The organism is Kamptonema formosum PCC 6407 (assembly GCF_000332155.1).
Lineage (GTDB): Bacteria > Cyanobacteriota > Cyanobacteriia > Cyanobacteriales > Microcoleaceae > Kamptonema > Kamptonema formosum.
In genome coordinates this window covers 211,233-229,965 of sequence record NZ_KB235904.1, presented here as the reverse complement: position 1 = coordinate 229,965, position 18,733 = coordinate 211,233, and the positions used below count along the sequence as shown (strand labels likewise).

At 41.8% G+C, this 18,733-nt stretch carries 15 protein-coding genes; 7 read left to right on the top strand and 8 right to left on the bottom strand.

All coding sequences use genetic code 11. The annotated features are described in order from the left end of the window. Window positions 1-210 precede the first annotated feature (210 nt). A complete protein-coding gene (locus OSCIL6407_RS0117950; protein WP_007356084.1) occupies window positions 211-3,579 on the top strand; it encodes a response regulator in 3,369 nt (1,122 codons plus the stop codon). Between the two features lie 49 nt (window positions 3,580-3,628). Here the strand turns inward: OSCIL6407_RS0117950 and OSCIL6407_RS0117945 are convergent, their stop codons facing one another. Beyond that, window positions 3,629-4,084: a GNAT family N-acetyltransferase gene (locus tag OSCIL6407_RS0117945; protein WP_007356085.1), complete on the bottom strand. Its 456-nt coding sequence runs from the start codon at window positions 4,082-4,084 to the stop codon at window positions 3,629-3,631. A gap of 326 nt (window positions 4,085-4,410) precedes the next feature. Beyond that, on the bottom strand, window positions 4,411-7,053 hold the full coding sequence (locus tag OSCIL6407_RS0117940; protein ID WP_007356086.1) for a C39 family peptidase: 2,643 nt from the start codon (window positions 7,051-7,053) through the stop codon (window positions 4,411-4,413). A 294-nt stretch (window positions 7,054-7,347) separates the two neighbouring features. Here OSCIL6407_RS0117940 and OSCIL6407_RS30885 point away from each other — a divergent pair, with 294 nt between their 5' ends. After that, window positions 7,348-7,533, top strand: coding sequence for a Uma2 family endonuclease (locus tag OSCIL6407_RS30885; protein ID WP_019487511.1), 186 nt, complete (start codon window positions 7,348-7,350; stop codon window positions 7,531-7,533). Window positions 7,534-7,696: 163 nt separating this feature from the next. Here OSCIL6407_RS30885 and OSCIL6407_RS0117930 read toward each other — a convergent pair whose 3' ends face one another. Beyond that, window positions 7,697-8,137 carry a peroxiredoxin gene (locus OSCIL6407_RS0117930; protein ID WP_007356088.1) on the bottom strand — a complete coding sequence of 147 codons (441 nt, stop codon included), beginning with the start codon at window positions 8,135-8,137 and terminating at the stop codon, window positions 7,697-7,699. Window positions 8,138-8,381: 244 nt separating this feature from the next. Here OSCIL6407_RS0117930 and OSCIL6407_RS0117925 point away from each other — a divergent pair, with 244 nt between their 5' ends. From OSCIL6407_RS0117925 to OSCIL6407_RS0117915, 3 genes are all read left to right on the top strand, one after another. Further along, the gene (locus OSCIL6407_RS0117925; RefSeq protein WP_007356089.1) at window positions 8,382-8,792 is read left to right on the top strand and encodes an Npun_F0494 family protein; all 411 of its coding nucleotides are present in this window, start codon (window positions 8,382-8,384) and stop codon (window positions 8,790-8,792) included. Between the two features lie 260 nt (window positions 8,793-9,052). Further along, window positions 9,053-10,519: a cobyric acid synthase CobQ gene (gene cobQ / locus OSCIL6407_RS0117920; RefSeq protein WP_007356090.1), complete on the top strand. Its 1,467-nt coding sequence runs from the start codon at window positions 9,053-9,055 to the stop codon at window positions 10,517-10,519. Window positions 10,520-10,654: 135 nt separating this feature from the next. After that, window positions 10,655-10,888: a 2Fe-2S iron-sulfur cluster-binding protein gene (locus OSCIL6407_RS0117915; protein ID WP_007356091.1), complete on the top strand. Its 234-nt coding sequence runs from the start codon at window positions 10,655-10,657 to the stop codon at window positions 10,886-10,888. Window positions 10,889-10,933: 45 nt separating this feature from the next. Here the strand turns inward: OSCIL6407_RS0117915 and OSCIL6407_RS0117910 are convergent, their stop codons facing one another. The 5 genes from OSCIL6407_RS0117910 to OSCIL6407_RS37855 form a co-directional block, all read right to left on the bottom strand. Beyond that, the gene (locus OSCIL6407_RS0117910; RefSeq protein WP_007356092.1) at window positions 10,934-11,953 is read right to left on the bottom strand and encodes an S-layer homology domain-containing protein; all 1,020 of its coding nucleotides are present in this window, start codon (window positions 11,951-11,953) and stop codon (window positions 10,934-10,936) included. A 68-nt stretch (window positions 11,954-12,021) separates the two neighbouring features. Continuing rightward, window positions 12,022-13,359: a hypothetical protein gene (locus OSCIL6407_RS0117905; RefSeq protein ID WP_007356093.1), complete on the bottom strand. Its 1,338-nt coding sequence runs from the start codon at window positions 13,357-13,359 to the stop codon at window positions 12,022-12,024. A 154-nt stretch (window positions 13,360-13,513) separates the two neighbouring features. Then, entirely contained in the window at window positions 13,514-14,884 is a 1,371-nt protein-coding gene (locus OSCIL6407_RS0117900; RefSeq protein ID WP_007356094.1) for an MATE family efflux transporter, read from the bottom strand. A gap of 364 nt (window positions 14,885-15,248) precedes the next feature. Next, the gene (locus OSCIL6407_RS0117895) at window positions 15,249-15,464 is read right to left on the bottom strand and encodes a hypothetical protein (protein ID WP_007356095.1); all 216 of its coding nucleotides are present in this window, start codon (window positions 15,462-15,464) and stop codon (window positions 15,249-15,251) included. 247 nt (window positions 15,465-15,711) lie between these two features. Continuing rightward, entirely contained in the window at window positions 15,712-15,843 is a 132-nt protein-coding gene (locus OSCIL6407_RS37855; RefSeq protein WP_267879555.1) for a hypothetical protein, read from the bottom strand. A 154-nt stretch (window positions 15,844-15,997) separates the two neighbouring features. Here OSCIL6407_RS37855 and OSCIL6407_RS0117885 point away from each other — a divergent pair, with 154 nt between their 5' ends. Both OSCIL6407_RS0117885 and OSCIL6407_RS0117880 read left to right on the top strand, forming a co-directional pair. Further along, window positions 15,998-16,975, top strand: coding sequence for an ROK family protein (locus OSCIL6407_RS0117885; protein ID WP_007356490.1), 978 nt, complete (start codon window positions 15,998-16,000; stop codon window positions 16,973-16,975). A gap of 313 nt (window positions 16,976-17,288) precedes the next feature. Continuing rightward, a complete protein-coding gene (locus OSCIL6407_RS0117880; protein ID WP_007358034.1) occupies window positions 17,289-18,665 on the top strand; it encodes an aldehyde dehydrogenase in 1,377 nt (458 codons plus the stop codon). Window positions 18,666-18,733: the final 68 nt, after the last annotated feature.

Sequence of the window (18,733 nt, the reverse complement as noted above, 5' to 3'; positions counted from 1 at the left end):
TTTTTGTCCAGCTACTTAGCACTAAATATTCAATTCAAACCGACTATAGAATGTCACATCTATATTTAAGAACTTTACACCAATTGTTGCTCGCTAAACAATCAGAATAATTTATCTAGTACGACTAAAGAATTTATAAATTGCGGCAGTCCCTAAATCAATAGAGTTATACTGCATCATAAGCTCCAGTATCATCTTCCTTGCGCCCCTATGAGCCACCCCACCCGCAAATTCCGTCTCCGCACGGCGCTAGTCGTACCCTTCGTCCTGCAAATAGTTGCCGCTGTTGGACTCGTGGGCTATCTTTCCTTCCGCAACGGACAGAAAGCTGTCAACAATGTTGCCAGTCAGCTACGACGTGAAGTAGTTGCCCGCGTCCAAGTTCACCTAAGAAATTACTTGGCAAAACCTCATTTAATTCAGCAAATTCATATCAACACCATTCGCCAACAATTACTAGATCCTAGTAATTTTGACCAAATGGAGCGTTATTTCTGGCTACAAAGCCAATTTCTGGATACAAATATTGGAACGATGGCTTTTGCCAATGCAAAAGGAGAATTTGTAGGAGCTAATAAAGCGGAAAAATATACAGTTGTAGCCAATGAAATCACAGGTAATGCTATTCGCAGATATGCGGTCAATAATCAAGGCGAACGCCTCAATCTAATTCGAGAAAGACCCAATTATGATGCTCGGACTCGCGACTGGTATAAAACTGCTGTTAGTGTGGGCAGACAAACTTGGAGTACGATTGAACCATCGGCATTAGGTAAAAGGCTGGATCTTTCAGCAGTATCACCATTTTATGATAGTACAGGAGCGCTTGAAGGGATTTTTCTTACCGATCTTTCACTAGCACAAATTAGCGACTTTCTTCACGGTTTTACTATTGGTAAATCGGGGAAGACTTTTGTGATCGAACGCAACGGTATTTTAGTAGCAAGTTCTAGTATCAAAGAACCTTTTATTCTCTCTAATGATGGTAAAGTTGAACGACTTAATGCTGAGAAAGTCGGCGATACTTTAACACAAAAAACCACTCAATATTTATTAAGACAATTTGGGGATTTAAATAAAATCGATCGACCCCAACAGATGGAATTTCTCTTCAATGGTGAGAAACAGTTTTTACAAGTTTCCCCCTTTCAAGATGAATTAGGCGTTTTAAATTGGCTAGTTATCGTGGTTGTACCAGAATCAGACTTCACCGCAGAGATTGATGCTAATACTCGTACCAGTCTCCTGCTATGTATTGCTACTTTGATAGTGGCAATTATTGTCGGTATTCTTACGGCTCGATGGATTACGCGCCCGATTCTAAAAGTTTCTCAAGCATCCGCAGAAATTGCCGCAGGTAAGTTAGAACAGAACATTGAACCTACCAATATTATCGAAATCGAAAAACTAGCAAATTCATTTAATAGCATGGCAAGGCAACTTAAAGAATCCTTTGCTGCCTTAGAGAAACAAAACGAAGACTTAAAAGACCTCGACAAGCTCAAAAATGAATTTCTTGCTAACACCTCTCATGAACTTCGTACACCTCTTAATGGTATCATTGGTATTGCTGAATCTCTAATTGATGGTGCTACTGGAGAACTTCCCCAAAGTACACAAGCTAACCTCACTTTAATTGCCTCTAGTGGTCGCCGTCTAGCTAACCTAGTTAACGATATTCTCGATTTCTCAAAACTCAGACATAATAACTTAGAACTACGGCTCAAACCTTTAGATTTGCGGGCAGTTACCAATGTAGTTTTGACCCTTAGCCAGCCCCTAGCTGCTCAAAAAGATTTACAATTAATCAATGCTATTGCTGCTGATTTCCCCCCCGCAGCAGCCGACGAAGATCGACTGCAACAAATACTGCATAACCTGGTAGGCAATGCTATTAAATTTACCCCTATTGGTACTGTTACGGTGTCAGCAGAAGTGGTAATAGGCTCTGAACAATTACCAATTACCGATTCCCAATTATCCACTGCTAATTACCAATTAGCTATTACTGTATCTGATACAGGAATTGGTATTCCTGCCGATAAATTTGACAGAATATTTGAATCCTTTGAACAAGCAGAAGGCTCTACGGCTAGAGAATATGGTGGTACAGGACTAGGGTTAGCTGTGACTAAACAACTGGTAGAATTGCATGGAGGTAAAATCAATGTTAAATCTCAACTTGGAGTGGGTTCCCAATTTACCTTTACTCTACCAGCATCTACTGTTAAAGCTGAATCTACACCCCAAATAAATGCTAGCAAATACAATCCCGATTTAGAGTTGCTGACATCAATAACCAGTAAAAACTTAGATCCAAAAATCAATAATGAGAAACAGTTTAAAGTTTTGATTGTAGATGATGAACCGATTAATCGTCAGGTACTAATCAATAATCTATCGCTTTATAATTACGCTATTACCGAAGCTAGTAACGGGCAAGAAGCTTTAACAGCAATGGAAAATGGTTTTATCCCCGACTTGATTTTACTCGATTTGATGATGCCGCAAATGACGGGTTATGAGGTGTGTCAAAAAATCCGTGCTCGCTTTCCGACTTATGAATTACCCATTGTCATGCTCACGGCTAAAAATCAAGTGGCAGATATCGTAGAGGGATTTGAATCAGGAGCCAATGATTATCTTTCTAAACCGATTCAAAAACAAGAAATGCTGGCTAGGATTAAAACCCATATCTCTCTTGCCAAACTAACTTTAGCTTATAGTCGATTTGTGCCGCGTAATTTTCTAAAGTTTTTAGAGAAAGAAAGCATTATTGATGTCCAAATTGGGGATCAAGTCCAGCAAGAAATGACAGTAATGTTTTCTGATATCCGCTCATTTACTACCTTGTCAGAATCGATGACACCTCAAGAAACATTTAATTTTATTAACTCCTATCTCAGTCAAGTCAGTCCAGTTATTCGCCAGCATAAGGGCTTTATTGATAAATATATTGGCGATGCGATTATGGCTTTATTTCCTGAGTCAGCTAATGATGCAGTGCAAGCTGCGATCGCGATGCAAAAACAAGTAGCAATTTATAATAAACAAAGGCAACAAGAGAATGCGCTTCCTATTGCTATAGGTATTGGTTTACATACAGGTAATTTAATGCTGGGAACCATTGGCGAGTCGGAACGTATGGAAACGACAGTAATTGCTGATGCTGTAAATTTGGCTTCTCGTTTGGAAGGTTTAACTAAGCTCTATGGAGCGGGAATTTTAATCAGCCATAACACTCTTTGTTGTCTTGACTATTCTCAAGAACAATGCTTTCGATTTTTGGATCGGGTAATGGTCAAAGGCAAAAAATCGGCGGTGGCAGTGTTTGAAGTTTATGATGGAGATCCGGCAAATATTAAACAATTAAAAACACAAACTCAGGCACGTTTTGAAGTAGCAGTATTTCTTTACTATCAGCAGCAGTTTGAAGAAGCGCAGGGAATATTTCAAGAGGTTTTACAAATTAATCCTCAAGATAAAGCAGCTATGCTTTATGTAAAACGCTGTCAAAAATATCAACAATATGGAGTTCCTGAAGGATGGGATGGTGTAACAGATTTGGATTTTAAGTAAGGCTCGAAAATCAAAAGTCAATTCTAAACTACTCTATAACGAATTATAATCAAGGGACTGGCAAAATTTTAGTCATCAGAAAACGGTGATGACGTTGATAACCGACTCTGTGATAAAGACGCTGTGCATCGGGATTTTCAAAGTCTACTTCTAGATGAAGTGCTTGGACTCCCAAAACTCGGCACGTTTCCTCTACAAATGCTAACATCTGAGTTCCAATACCTTGTCCGCGATGATTGGGGCGAAGGTACAACTCGTCAATAAAGGCATCCCTTCCTCGGTATTCCAAACTGTAACCTAGCGTCAAAATCATATAGCCAATCGCCTCATCTTCTTGCTGAATTAGCCACACTTGTCCCCAAGAGGCATTAGCCAAAAAAATTGCTAAGGCATTGCCATCTAGTTTTTCATCGAATGCTAATTTTTCTTTTTCATGAAATTCTTTAACAAGTTCTAAAAGGATAGTAATATCAGTAATTTCTGCAACTCGGTAGTTAATGGTCACAATCCAGCCTCTAAATTCGATAAGCGCTCAGCATTTTGTTATATGCTGTACCAGTTTAGCACACTACAGATATTAGAATGTAGACCATACTAAAGAATATCAATTCTCACAAAAACCTATTAAATGTAGCTTGTATAGGACTCGAAGTGAAGGAAGGTTTAGAAAAATTATCAGCTCAGTCTAAACAATAAAAAACCCGCCTTTTCAGGCAGGTTTGTACTGTCAACATCTACTTATTGGAGGCCTTCAGGATTTGACCTTCACTATATCTATATCTCCAGAACCTCCTCGGTTTTACGCGAAATGCCGATTTTTGTAATAAAACTTTACGGACTAATAAAATGCGCCCAGATATTACCATCAGGCCCAGCCACTTGATCCAGATAGCTGTAGGGATAGAGCAATTTTCGGCCCTCGGTATTGCTGTAACCCGTTAGAGCATTACCCCAAGGGTCTTGGACGATATAACCAGTCGAAGTGTAGCCGATGACGGTCAAAATATGTCCCGTAGCGGTAAAACTACCCGCTAATACCACTGGCCGCCGATTAATTAATTCTGACTTAAGCTCCGACCAACCGCGAGTCGTGCTAAAACTTGTCTTGAATCCGTAGGCCCGGATCATTGCCGATAGTACGCTATGATCTGTCTGAGAACCTTGTCCCGCGTAGTTGAAACACCACTGCAACAACTCATCTACGAAATCGCCGCCCCCCTTAGACCGCGCCCCATAATAATAAAGCACCATTGCGATCGATGTGACATTGCAAGTAGACCAGTAAAAACGGGGATTATCGCGCTGCGAAAAATAAGCTACATTCAATTCCACATAATTTGGAATCGGATTGAAAGTTTTATCTCCCCGCTTAAACACAACATAACTGGGAAATATATAACCTGTATTCCCAAAGTTCGGCAATTCTTCGGTGAGGGAAACTTTTAAATGATTGCCATCGATCCCGTAACTTTCTACTCCGTAAACTCGACCTAAAGGCAGCGTTACTTTCTCTGAATTACTTAAATTTACAGCATCTACTGGTCTTTTTTTGAACACAGTAGTTTGCATCATTGTCATCGTGATTGCGTCGATATCAAAAGTTATAACCTTTCCATCTCGCTTAATTTGAATGTGTTGCCAATAGATATATCCAACATTCCCAAAACCCGGAATTGATTCAGCTAAAGTGACGCGAAAGTGACCGGAAACACAGGCATAACCAGTAATGGGATAAGTGCTACCTAAAATTAATTCAGCACTTTGATTAGCTGCTAGATTGGATGAATCTTGAGTACTAGCTTTAATCTGAGTTGTTCGCGTTACCAACATCTGAGCAGTCAGGTGGGTGTCGGGGATATCGGCAATGTCGAACTTCAAGGTTTTTGAGCCTTTACTAAGCTGAACGGCTGGCTCGTAAAAGTAGCCAAAATTTCCAATAGGTGCGATTGTAGAATCGAGCAATACCTTCAGGTGGCCGTCAACTAATCCATATTTACTAACAGTAAAAGTCTGACCAGCTTTGACAAGAATTTTTTGCTGTCTATCGAGCAAAGAAGAATCAATCGGCGCTACTTTAAATAATGTATCTTTGAGGATTTGCAGTTTTAAAGATTGCCCTACAGTTAAGGGATCGGAAGTGACGGTAATGTAAACGATCTGACTGCCAGTAATGTTACCTTTACTGTTAGTAGCTTTCACTCTTAGCCAGCGAGAACCAGGGGTACTAAATCCTTTGGGTAAATAGACTTGCCAAGTGCCAGCATTGCTATTGATCGCGACATTGAGGGGATATTTATCCTCTGCTACCACAGTCACCCTAACTGATTCCCGGCGATCAAAAGTACCCGTTAATTGAGTTTGCTGGTTGACCAAAACTTCTCTTGGCCCAGTATAAGTTAAATTAGGAGCAGGATTGAAGATTGTCCCTCCACGACTTAGCTGCACAAAGTCACCATAGACATAACCAGTGTTGCCAAAATTCGGCAGATTTTCTGTCAGGGAAACCTTGATATGTCCGTCTCCAAGGCTGTAGCTAGAAACTCCATAAATCATGCCCGCTGGCAGAGTAGTTTTGTCTTCTGGTTTGAGTTTAGAAGAATCTATAGGTTGCTTTTTGAAAGGAGTGGTGTTGAGAACTGTTAAGGTTGTTGCATTTTGATTGAAGACTACTGATTTGCCTTCTTGTAAAATTTGAACGTGCGGCCAGTAGAGGTATCCAGAATTGCCAAAACCTGGTATAGCTTGAGATAAGGTGACTCGAAAATGATCTTCAATACAGGCGTAGCCAAGAATTGTGTAAGTTTCACCTTGACCGATTTCTACTTGTTGACTTTGCCCTAGACTGGAAGAATCTTCGGGATAAAGTTTGATTTTTGTAGCTTTAGTTATCCACAATAACTGCGTTCCTGGAGGAGGGGTTGGCAAGCTAGATTGGTTAAAGGTGAGAATTTGCGAACCTTTAGTCAGGACTAGGTGCAGTTCGTAGAAGTAGCCAATTTTCCCTACAGGAGAAATTGGATTGTTCAGTTCTACTTTTAGATGACCATTAGTAAACTCATAACTTTTTACTTGATAAGTTTGACCTGCTAGAACTGGAGCTTTTTGTTGCTGAGTCAAGCTAATACTGTCTGCTGGCTTGATTTTAAAGAAGGTTTCTCTCAGAGGAATCGCGTTGATAATTGGCTCATTTGATGTAGCATTGGCAACTAAAATTTTAATTACCTGTTCGCTAATAACTTGACCAGCTTTGTTAGTTCCTTTGAGGCGGAGGCTGCGAATCCCTATTTGATTGAGTCCTTTTTCTAAACTAGAATACCAGATGCCTAACGTTCCGTTGATCGTAATGGGAAGCGGATATTTATCTTCGGCTACTAGAGAAATGGCTGATACTAAACTAGGGTCAAAAGTGCCAACAAGGACGCTTCCCTGATTGACTGCAATTTCTTTGGGGCCTAAATAACTTACACTGCTCATATTTGTCAATTAGCGTAGGGTATAATTTTCGGGTTTTTTATTGTTTAGCTTGCAAATATAGCAACTGCTAAGGTGATGAGGATGTTTTTAATTGCTAAAATCATTGATTTTATTGCATTTTCCTTTTGCCTTCAGCATAGTTGCCTTCTGCCTTAGCATACAAGGGCGGCACCTATTGTACAAGCTTTAACAAAACTGCCCATACTAACTTTACGTCTGCTGAGTAGCTTTAGATTGAAATTTTGTACAATTTGGATGGAGCTGAAAGCATTGGGTCAATTTTAGGACAGAAGTATGACACCAGTAAACATTATGCAAGCCATTGCAGTCAATATCCCAACAACACTAACACTTACAGTTACTCACGAGCAATTTTTTGAGTTAGCGCAAGCAAATCAAGATTTACAATTAAAACGAACTGCTACCGGAGAATTAATAGTGATGCCACCGACGGGAAGCGAGACAGGGAAAGAAATCTAGATAGTGCTGGATAATCCTTCTATTTTGTCAGGTGAGGATGTCTTACCTGGGTTTATTTTGGATTTAACTGAGGTTTGGAGTTGATATTTTTATTGTTATTGTAGCGCCACCTCTGGGCGGTAAAATAAGCAGGGTGGCGTTACGGTTGGAAAATCACTAAAAATTAGCTAATTGCAGCTAAGATATCTTGAGCATGAGTATCTACTTTGAGCGTTTCACCTTCATAAACTTGAGTGATTTTGCCGGTGCTATCGATGACAAAGGTGACACGCTTAGAATAATCACCTTTTTCGACATCGTAAGCTTTAGTAATTGCCCCATCAACATCGGCTAATAGCGTAAAAGGTAAACCGTATTTCTCTGTGAAGAGTTTGTGAGAACTTTCGTTATCGCGGCTAACACCTAGCACTACCATATCTTTAGTTTGATATTGGGTGTGGGCGGCTTTGAAACTTTGGGCTTCTCTCGTGCAGCCAGGAGTATCGTCTTTGGGGTAGAAATATAAGACTACGGTTTTACCGGCAAAGTCGGATAGGGAAACGGTGTTACCGTTTGTGTCTTTGGCGGTAAAAGGAGGAGCAGCACACCCAACTGGTAAGGTCATAGTTTTGTTTTTCTTGTGGTTTATAAGGATAGTTTAATTGATTTTGGGATTCTGTGAACTAGAGAGTGGCGATCTGAGAATTATTTTTACAGCCGAACTTGTCTAATGTGTCATAATATAGAATAATACATTTTCTAGATTAATCCTATACGAGGTTAATTCTTTGAGGAGCGTACAGCGTTTCCATTTTGATTTTGAAATCGGTAACAATAAAGAATATAATACCTAATTGACAGGCAAATCAATGACTTTTCTCCCCTCCTCAGAACTTAAATCTATTAATTACCCCAGCCGCACCGTAGAAAGAGCCGATCGCGCGATCCGCTGTGCTCCTTTTCAATTACAATTATTCAAGACAATGCGCCAAACCAGCGTTTTTCTTGGCGCGATCGCATCACATCCCGGTGTTGAAAGCGGCTATACGCGATCGCCCCTATCAGAATTAACCGCCGAAAACTCCCTACTTTGGCTAATCCAAGTCGGCGTACTGCGGCGAGAAGTAGATGGACAGGGAATCACCGATAGTTTCCGTCTCACCCCATTAGGCCGCCAACTGATCGAGAAATTCCAACAGCAAGGAGACATTTTACCGCCCCCTTCTTGGCGCGATCGCATTTACAATACCTTAAGCCGTTGGCTGCGACTACCCTTTTAGTTTAAGTATAGGGATCGACCGCTTTTGACGCATTCATCTCTGCAATGGTACAATTGCATAAATGAATGCGTAAGTCCTGTCTGTCATTACAAGCGAAGTACACTAATCGCCACCCATTGTTCTCAGTCGATAGTGCGTCAATTCCGAGTTGTTAATTCTTAATTTTTAACTCCCTAACGCTTATAATTGAGATAGTCAAATCTTTAAATTCCTTTGCCGAAAATTTCCAACTTAATAACTAATAGCTAGGTTAACTATTTATGAAAGCAATTATGGTTGTGGGTACTACCTCCCACGCAGGAAAATCTCTACTCGTCGCCGCCTTATGTCGGCTTCTATCTCGTCGTGGTTGGCGCGTTGCTCCCTTTAAAGGTCAAAATATGGCCTTGAATTCGTATGTTACAGCTAATGGCGGTGAAATTGGCTATGCTCAAGCGGTACAAGCTTGGGCGGCTGGCATTGCCCCTTGGGTAGAAATGAACCCAATTTTATTAAAACCGCAAGGGGATATGACTTCCCAAGTTATTATCAAAGGCCGCGCCGTAGCCAATGTCAAAGCGGCCCAATACTACGAACAATTTTTTGATATCGGTTGGCAAGCAATCCAAGAATCCCTCGAATTTTTATCACACGAATTTGACTTAGTAATTTGTGAAGGAGCTGGTTCACCTGCGGAAATTAATCTTAAACATCGCGACTTAACTAATATGCGGGTAGCGAAATATCTCAAGGCTAAAACCCTGCTAGTAGTTGATATTGACAGAGGCGGAGCTTTTGCTCACGTCGTCGGCACCTTAGAGTTACTAGAACCAGAGGAACGAGCTTTAATTAAGGGCATTGTAATTAATAAATTTCGAGGTCAGCGCTCAATTTTACAGCCCGGTATTACCTGGTTAGAAGAGCGCACAGGTATTCCCGTAGCTGGCGTTATTCCCTGGATAGATGAAGTATTCCCTGCCGAAGATTCCCTAACTTTACTAGAGCGCCGCTCTACCAATTCCCATTCCGATCTTACTATTGCTGTCATTCGCCTGCCTAGAATTTCTAATTTTACAGATTTTGACCCATTAGAATCAGAATCTACAGTCACAGTAAAATATATTAACCCTAAAGATTCTTTAGGATATCCAGATGCAGTAATTATCCCTGGTTCTAAAACCACAATTTCTGATTTGATCGTACTCCGACAAACGGGTATGGCAGAAGCTATTAAAAACTACATGAGTGCAGGGGGTACAGTCATGGGAATTTGCGGAGGCTTTCAAATGTTAGGACAAGTTCTTACAGATCCAGATGGCATTGAAGGCGAAATAGGACAATGCGATGGACTAGGATTATTGCCATTAAAAACCATTATGGCTCCGATGAAAATTGCACGTCAGCGAGTAGTAACTTCCAATTATCCGCAACCTGGTTTACCTGTTGCAGGCTATGAAATTCATCAAGGACGAACTCAATTGCTACAGGCTGATATGACTAAACCTTTGTTTGACGACACTGGTTTAGGGGTTATTAATAATTCTCAATCAGTTTGGGGTACTTATCTACACGGTATTTTTGATAATGGCGCTTGGCGGCGTTCTTGGTTAAATCATTTGCGCCAGCAAAGAGGTTTACAAGCTTTACCTACTGGTATTCCTAACTATCGCGAACAGCGGGAAGCTCTTTTAGATTCTCTCGCAGATACAATAGAAAGTCACTTGGATTTAAAGCACGTTTTGAGTTAGTTAGTTGTTAGTTGTTAGTTGTTGGTTGTTAGTTGTTGGTTGTTAGTTGTTGGTTGTTGGTTGTTGGTTGTTAGTTGTTGGTTGTTGGTTGTTGGTTGTTGGTTGTTGGTTGTTAGTCAATAAGTTGCTTAGAAAATGAAAATTCATTTCTTACCAGATGATATAACAATTGAAGCTGAGGCGGGAGAGGCTTTGCTGGATGTAGCTGAACGCGCGGGAGTTTGCATTCCTACAGGTTGCTTAATGGGCTCCTGTCACGCTTGCGAGGTAGAAGTTGATGGCGGTAATATCATTTGTGCTTGCATCGCAGGAGTTCCCAGAGGACGCGAACAAATGACAGTAAATCTTAATTTCGATCCGACTTGGTAGTGGCTAATGGCTAATGGCTAATGGCTAATTGCTAATTGCTAATTGCTAATTGTAAGGAGGCTCACAGGTGGAATCATAGGATAAGAGAATATCAACCGTTCCGAATCGATTCTCCGTCCAAGATACTGCTACTCCATCTCCTAAACAATATTCATAAGTATGAAAACCTTCGTGACCTTGCATCGCTTGAGTACGGTCTTTCCAAATAGGAGGTGGGTAGCCAAAAACATACTCAAATACTTTTTTAATATCTACTTCACTGCTGTTATCCTCATCCCAAACAGGGTCAAAAGATATCCTCCGAGCTTTGCTGTTTTCAAAATATACGGAAAAATTTATATTTTTAGTATTCGGACTGCAAAAACGCTTAATAGCTGTTGAAGCATAAGTTATACTTCCATTAGTTAGCCCGGATATAGGAATTCCAAAGTAACTTTCTATGATTTCCGGGGTACGATCGAAGATAGGGCGCGGTGTTGCAGTACCTGCAATACTAACAGCTATATACTCCGGTGCAACGGCATAAATTCTTAAGACCCGACACAATAAAGCAGCTACTTCGCCTCTGGTAGCGTTTTGATTTGGTCTGAGCATTCTGACATTAGGATAGTTGACAACAATCGCTCTTTGAGTTGCTGCTGCCATCACATTTTTAGCATAATTAGGAATTTCAGCCACATCGTCAAAGACATTTTTTAAAGTTACTTCTGGCGATTTAGGAATTGGTAAATTGAGCGCTGATGCAATTACTGTAATAGCTTCCACGCGCAAAATAGGCTGTTCTGGCCGAAAAGTTCCATCGGGATAACCACTAAAAAATCTCTTTTTAGAAACTGTTTGAATGAATTTCCACGCCCAGTGATTCTTAGGAACATCCTTAAATGTCACTGCTTTCTGCACTTCTGGAGAATTGCCAAAAGCACCAACCATCAAGGAGGCAAATTCGGCACGGGTGAGGGGCGCTGCTGGGCGAAAAGTACCGTCACTATAGCCTTTAACGAGCGATCGTTCCGCCAATTGGAGTATACATTCTTTCGCCCAATGATTTTGAATATCTGAAAACATACTCTGTGCCTTTGTGTCCTGTGTAGTTCGCCCAAAAAATATAAATTTCCAGAGAAATAAGTCGTCTTTTACCTCTGCAACTCCTGCTGCTTTTTCTTAGCAAATTGTAGCAGTTTTTGAGCTTCTAAATATGTAGTTGTCCCAGGTTTTATATTTTCCAACTTGTTAATTATTTCGCGCAGTTTACCAACTAAGTTACCGCGATCTGGACTCTCAGAAAGAGCTAAATTTTGCCAATCTGCAATCGCTGATTTTGCCTCATTTAAAGCCTCTGCCGATTGTTCCTCAATTTTCAGCCTTAACTGTGCAGTCCCCAAATTTGTTTTATATTGAGCTAATTTATTTTGAGCATCAAGATAACCGGGATTATCGGAACTCACTTGCTCAAGTCGCTGGATAGATTCTTGCCATAAATCTGCTATTTGTTCCCATTTTTCGGCAGAATGCGGAGGATTTTGAGAAGCAACTGCGGCTGACATCCCAAATTCTTTTGCTGCTTCAATTAAATTATCAGTAAGTTGACTTCCAGTAGCGACACCACCAACTTCTTGAAAGTCTCTTTTAGCAGCTTGCAGTTTTTTCCCGGCCATTTCTCCCGCCAAAGTTTCGTTAGGAATTTCATCCAACTGATCGATGGCACTTTGCCAAGCTGCACTAGCTTTTTGCCGATCTGGGGCCGTTTTTGCTTGCTGATATTGTTGTTTGGCTGTATTAAGTTCTTGTTCTGTTTTAGTTAGCTGAGTTAGGGCATTTTTCTGCTGGAAAATTTGGGCTTCCATGCGCCCTATATTTTTGCGTGCGGCTTCAAATTCATCGAAGGTAAATCGCCAAGTACAACCAAAAAAAGTACAGTAGGCTCTAGGATAATATCCTAAAAACCAAACTGGTAAAGCGTCGAGATGCTTTTGTGCTTCTTTAGCTTTAATTTCCCCTAAATCGAAATCTGCACTAGCGGTAGCTTTATTAACAAGTTGATCTGCTTGTTCGACTTTCGCGATCGCTTGCCGATAGTTGTAATCCATGCTAATGTAGCTAGGTAACAATAATATCGGTGCTGTTTTCGCTACTGGCCATCTAATCATCGGAAAAGGCAGATTGAGTACGGAAATAAAACCTGCCGCCCCAATTACAAAAGTACCGACCCAAGCTATTTTAGTTAATATCCCCGCTGGACGATTGGCTTTGGCTGCTGCATCGATCGCCTTCTTGCTAAAATTAGGAAATATATCTTTCACTGTCTCGCGTAATTCTTCCGCCGAAGCAAAGTTGCCTGATTGCGATCGCAGTTTCTCTAACCGCTTCATCACAATCTGCTGCTGCACTTGACCCCCGAAACTTTCAGCGGCGGCACATCGATCAACTTCTGCCCGTAGGATATCAAAAGCACGATTGGTAAGACGACCCATACATATTACCGATGATGTGGCTCTATCATACACCAGATCGGACTGCTGCTCTTATCAAATTATTTAGTTCCTCTGGTGCGAGATAAAAATCTTTACATGGCAAATCTTTAGCTTAATCTCAAGCGAAAAGAAGTAAACCATTAATCATTAACAATTAACTTCTCCTTAATTCCCCAGAAACAACAGTGAAACGCCAAGTTAAAGTGACAGAAGTAACAGCTAGTCCCAATACTAAACCTAACCACAAACCCACACCGCCCCAATTCAGTTGGATTCCGAGTAGATAACCGCTGAATAATCCTACGCACCAGTAGGAAAAAAAGCCGATCAACATCGGCACTTTTGTATCTTTCAAACCCCGTAAAGCACCAGCAGCAATTACTTGCATTCCATCAAAAATTTGAAACATTGCTGCAACTCCTAATAAAGAAATGGCAGTTTTAACTACACTCAAGTTTTCAGGATTATTGGTATCAATATACATGGCAACAATTTTATCGGGAATAGTCCAGAAAAGTAGCGCCGTGCAAGTCATAAAACAAACCCCGATGCCAATACCTACATATCCCGAAAGTCTAGCACCCTCAGCATCGTTGCGCCCTACCATTTGCCCAACTCTAATCGTCGTTGCATAGGAAATACCTACGGGAACCATAAAGGTAATTGCTGCTGTCTGTAAAGCAATTTGATGAGCAGCTAAAGTAACCGTTCCCAAATATCCCATCAATAAAGTGGTGATTGCAAACAATCCAGTTTCTACTGTAAATAGTATACCAATTGGCCATCCCGTGCGAACAAGTTCCCGAAATAATTTGAGATCGAACTTAAACAAGGAACGAAAAATTTGGTAACTTCTTAACTTCGGATTTATGAAAATAAAACTAATCGCTGCTGCGAATGTCACCCAAAAAGAAATCGTACTAGCCCAACCAATTCCCGCTAATCCGAGAGCAGGAAAACCCAATTTACCAAACATCAGTATATAATTGCCCACTACATTTAGCAATACGCCGCTGACTGTAATAAGCATCACAGAATTGGGTTGATTCAGTGCGGAAACAACATTTTTCAATACTGCAAATCCCATCGCTGCCGGAAATCCCCAAATAATAGCTCGGAGATATGTTTCTGCTAAAATAACATTGCTCGGTTCTTGACCCATAAGCATCAGGATAGGGCCAGAGTACCAAAGTAAGATCATTACTGGTATAGAAAGGGCTGTTGATAGCCAAATTCCTTGACAAGCAAGACGACTTACTCGGTCAATTTTTCCGCTACCAAAAGCTACGGCTGCGAGTGCTCCCACAACTGAAATTATGCCTGTAGTAATTAACAAAAAAGTAGAAAAAGAAATTGCACCCAAGGCTCCAGCGGCTAGGGTTTGAGTTCCCAGCCAACCCATCATCAGGGTATCAAAAAAATTGGTGGCTGCTTGGGCGAGTTGGGCGGCGGCTAAGGGAATTGCTAAGTGTAGACAGGCTTTGACTTCTGATAAAATATCGGATTTTAGTAGGGAGCGATTCATTTAAAATAATGACAAGACGAAGAGGAAATAATATAGAGTTTAGATTAAATAATTAATTAGATTTACACATCACCCAACCGGATGAACTTGTAAGATGAATTTTACGGATTTTAATCAAAAAATATTTGAGGCGGGAAAGATGCGATCGCGCACTTAAGCAAATCCACCTAATTAAACATAAGATAAGGATGGCTAAAAAGCTGACTGTATAAACATTCTTCCTTCTCTCCTAGATAACTAAATCCCTCTTCCTTCTTCCTTCTTCCTTCTTCCTTCTTCCTTCTTCCTTCTACTTACAAGGTTGCTTCTCAAAATGAGGAGATCGATTCTTTTCTCTTGTGTCTGCTGTTTTCTACTTAATCGCTTAGGCTGCTGCGGAGAGTTCGTTAACCATTTTCACACGACCTTTGATTACCGATCGCAGTAAGCGGTTAGCAGCACTTCTGTCATCATCATTTAGGGACTCGTCAAAAGCTGCTGCCATTAAACCGTAGCGATCGGCTAAAGTGAGAACGCCTGTATCGCTTACACAAGCAAGCATTTCAGCGATGGCACCGGGGAGAAGTTGGACTGGAGGCATGGGTTTTTTCCTGAACTCTACTCTTTTATAATCTCCTGTTTCCCAGAAGTACAACGTGATTCTTAGGGTGGAGAAAGCGTGATGTTTTGGGTAAAAATGCGCGATCGCAACCGCTTTAAACCTGTGAGAAGATACCCTCAGAGCTTGTGAGTCGAGTCACAATCAATAATTGGTAATGGGTAATTGGTAATGGCTAATGGCTAATGGCTAATCGCTAATGGCTAATTACCCATCCTCCCCATCTCCTCTATCCTCCCCATCTTCCCCCTCTTCCCCCATCTTCCCCATCTCCTCTATCCTCCCCATCTTCCCCATCCTCCCCATCTCCCCCATCCTCCCCATCTTCCCCATCCTCCCCACTCTTCCCCCTTTCCCCCATCTTCCCCCATCTTCCCCACTCTTCCCCATCCTCCCCATCCTCCCCATCCTCCCCATCTCCCCCATCTCCCCCATCCTCCCCATCTCCCCCATCTCCCCCTCTCTTCCCCTCTCTTCCCCTAGCCCCTAGCCCCTAGCCCCTAGCCCCTATATTTATGTCTCAACCTTTACAGTATCCTCAATCATCCTCACCCATTCTTGCTCTTGACTTCGGCGGGACAAAACTAGCGGCTGCTATTGTTGCCGTCGGCGAGAGACAGTGGCTAAAGCAGCGGCGGGTGATGTCCCCGCTCAAAACCGATGCTACGACTGATTTAAGGCTAGTACGCGGGCTAATTAGAGACTTGCTGCCAGGGGAAAAACCGATCGCGATCGGAGTTAGCTTTGGCGGCCCCGTAGATGCCTCAACAGGCATTATTCGCCTATCGCATCATGTCTCTGGTTGGGAAAACGTTCCTTTGCGGCAGATGTTAGCAGATGAGTATGGCGTAGCCGTCAGTGTAGATAATGATGCTAACGTTGCAGCTTTGGGAGAACACCGTTTTGGTGCAGGGGTGGGTTGCGAAAATTTGTTTTACATCACCGTTAGTACGGGAGTCGGCGGGGGTTGGATACTCAACGGCCAGCTTTGGCGGGGGACAGAAGGCATGGCGGGAGAAATCGGTCATACTGTGGTAGATCCTAGCGGCCCCTTGTGTTTGTGTGGCAAGCGGGGATGTTTAGAAAGATTGGCATCGGGGCCCTACATTGCTTTGGACGCGATCGCACAATTGCGCGATCGCCCCTCTCAAGGTAAAATTCTGCGGAGTCTGGCAAAGGATGGCAAAGAAGCAATTACCGCTCAATTGGTGAGTCAAGCAGCAGCAGAGGGAGATGAATTAGCAATAGAAACACTCGATCGCGCAGCTTGGGCCTTGGGAGTGGCGATCGGCAATGCAGCTAATTTGATTAATCCTCAGCGGTTCGTGTTAGGAGGCGGTGTCACGAAAGCGGGTGAAAGATTTTGGCAAGTGTTGCGCCGAGTTGCCATAGAGACTGCTTTGCCAGAAGTTCATTTTGATGTTTTCCCGGCTGCTTTAGGGGATGATGCACCCCTTTGGGGAGCAGTTGCTTTGGCTTTATCAGCAATGTGAAGGCTAGGGGCTAGGGGCTAGGGGCTAGGGTAAGAGAGGGGAAGAGAGGGGGAGCGGGGGAGATGGGGAGGATGGGGAAGATGGGTAATTAGCAATTAGCCATTAGCCATTAGCAATTAGCCATTACCAATTAGCCATTAGCCATTGTTTCTTTAGTTGGGTGCGTAAGTCCTGCTAAATAGTTTTTTGACCCAAGCTAATTTATGGGAATTTAAGGCAACTAAACGGTTTTATCAAATCAAAGCATTTCCCTCTTGATTCCCTATTTTGATAAACTGGTGTAACATTTATTTATAAATATAAAATCAAAAATATGAACCATCCCATAGTAGCAATCAGCGACCTGATCGATCGGCAACGGCAGTTTTTTGCAACTGGCAAGACCAAAGACTTAACCTTTCGGATTGAACAGCTTAAGCGACTCAAAGAAGCTATCTCTTTCAATCAATCACGGATTGTAGAAGCTGTTAATGCTGACCTTAATCGACCAGAGTATGAGGCTTATTTTGAAATTGCGACAGTCTCAGAAATCAATCATGCCATTAAGCACCTAAAATCGTGGGTAAAACCGAAGAAAGTCCCAACTTCCATCGATCAATTTCCTGCATCTGCCAGCATTTATCCCGAACCGAAGGGAGTTGTGCTAATTATCGGGCCTTGGAATTACCCTTTTCAGTTAATGATGTCACCTTTGGTAGGCGCGATCGCGGCGGGTAACTGCGCTATCCTCAAACCCTCTGAAATAGCTGCTCATACCTCCAAACTTGTAGCAGAAATAATTTCTCAAAACTTTGATTCTGCTTATATTGCAGCAGTTGAAGGTGGAGTAGAAATTAGCCAACAATTACTAGCAGAAAAATTTGACCATATCTTCTTTACTGGTGGCATCAAAATCGGTCAAGTAGTGATGGAAGCAGCAGCAAAACATCTAACGCCAGTAACTCTGGAATTAGGAGGGAAAAGTCCTTGCATTGTAGACTCCGAAATTCAAGTTGAATATACGGCAAAACGGATTGCCTGGGGTAAATTTATCAATGCTGGTCAAACTTGTATTGCTCCTGATTATTTGTTAGTAGATCGGAAAGTTAAGCCGGAATTGCTAAAGGCAATTAAGGCATCAATTCAAGAATTTTACGGTGAAAATCCGGCAAAAAGTCCTGACTATTGCCGAATTATCAATCAAAAGCATTTTGGACGCTTGGCAGATTTTTTGAAAGAGGGAGAATTGATTATTGGCGGCGAGATAAATCTAGAGGATAGATATATTTCTCCGACAGTAATAGATGGGATTTCCTGGGATTCGCCCGTGATGAAAGAGGAGATTTTTGGCCCGATCTTGCCAGTATTGGAATATGATGATTTAGGGGAAGCGATCGCTAAAATCAATGCTCGTCCTAAACCTTTGGCTTTGTATTTTTTCTCGAAAAATAAAGGGAAACAACAGCGAGTTTTGCATGAAACTTCGTCAGGAGGGGTGTGTATAAATGATACGGTGATGCAATTTGGGGTGACATCTTTACCTTTTGGGGGAGTTGGAGATAGTGGGATTGGAAGCTATCATGGCAAGGCGAGTTTTGATACTTTTTCCCATTATAAAAGTGTCCTGAAAAAATCATTTCTACTCGATCTGAAATGGCGCTATGCTCCTTATCAGGGTAAGGTAGATTTGATTAAAAAGATGATCGGTTGATATAGCAATCCTATATGAATAGGACTTACGCATTACTTACGTAACGCCGCCATCCTGGCGGTTTCTTA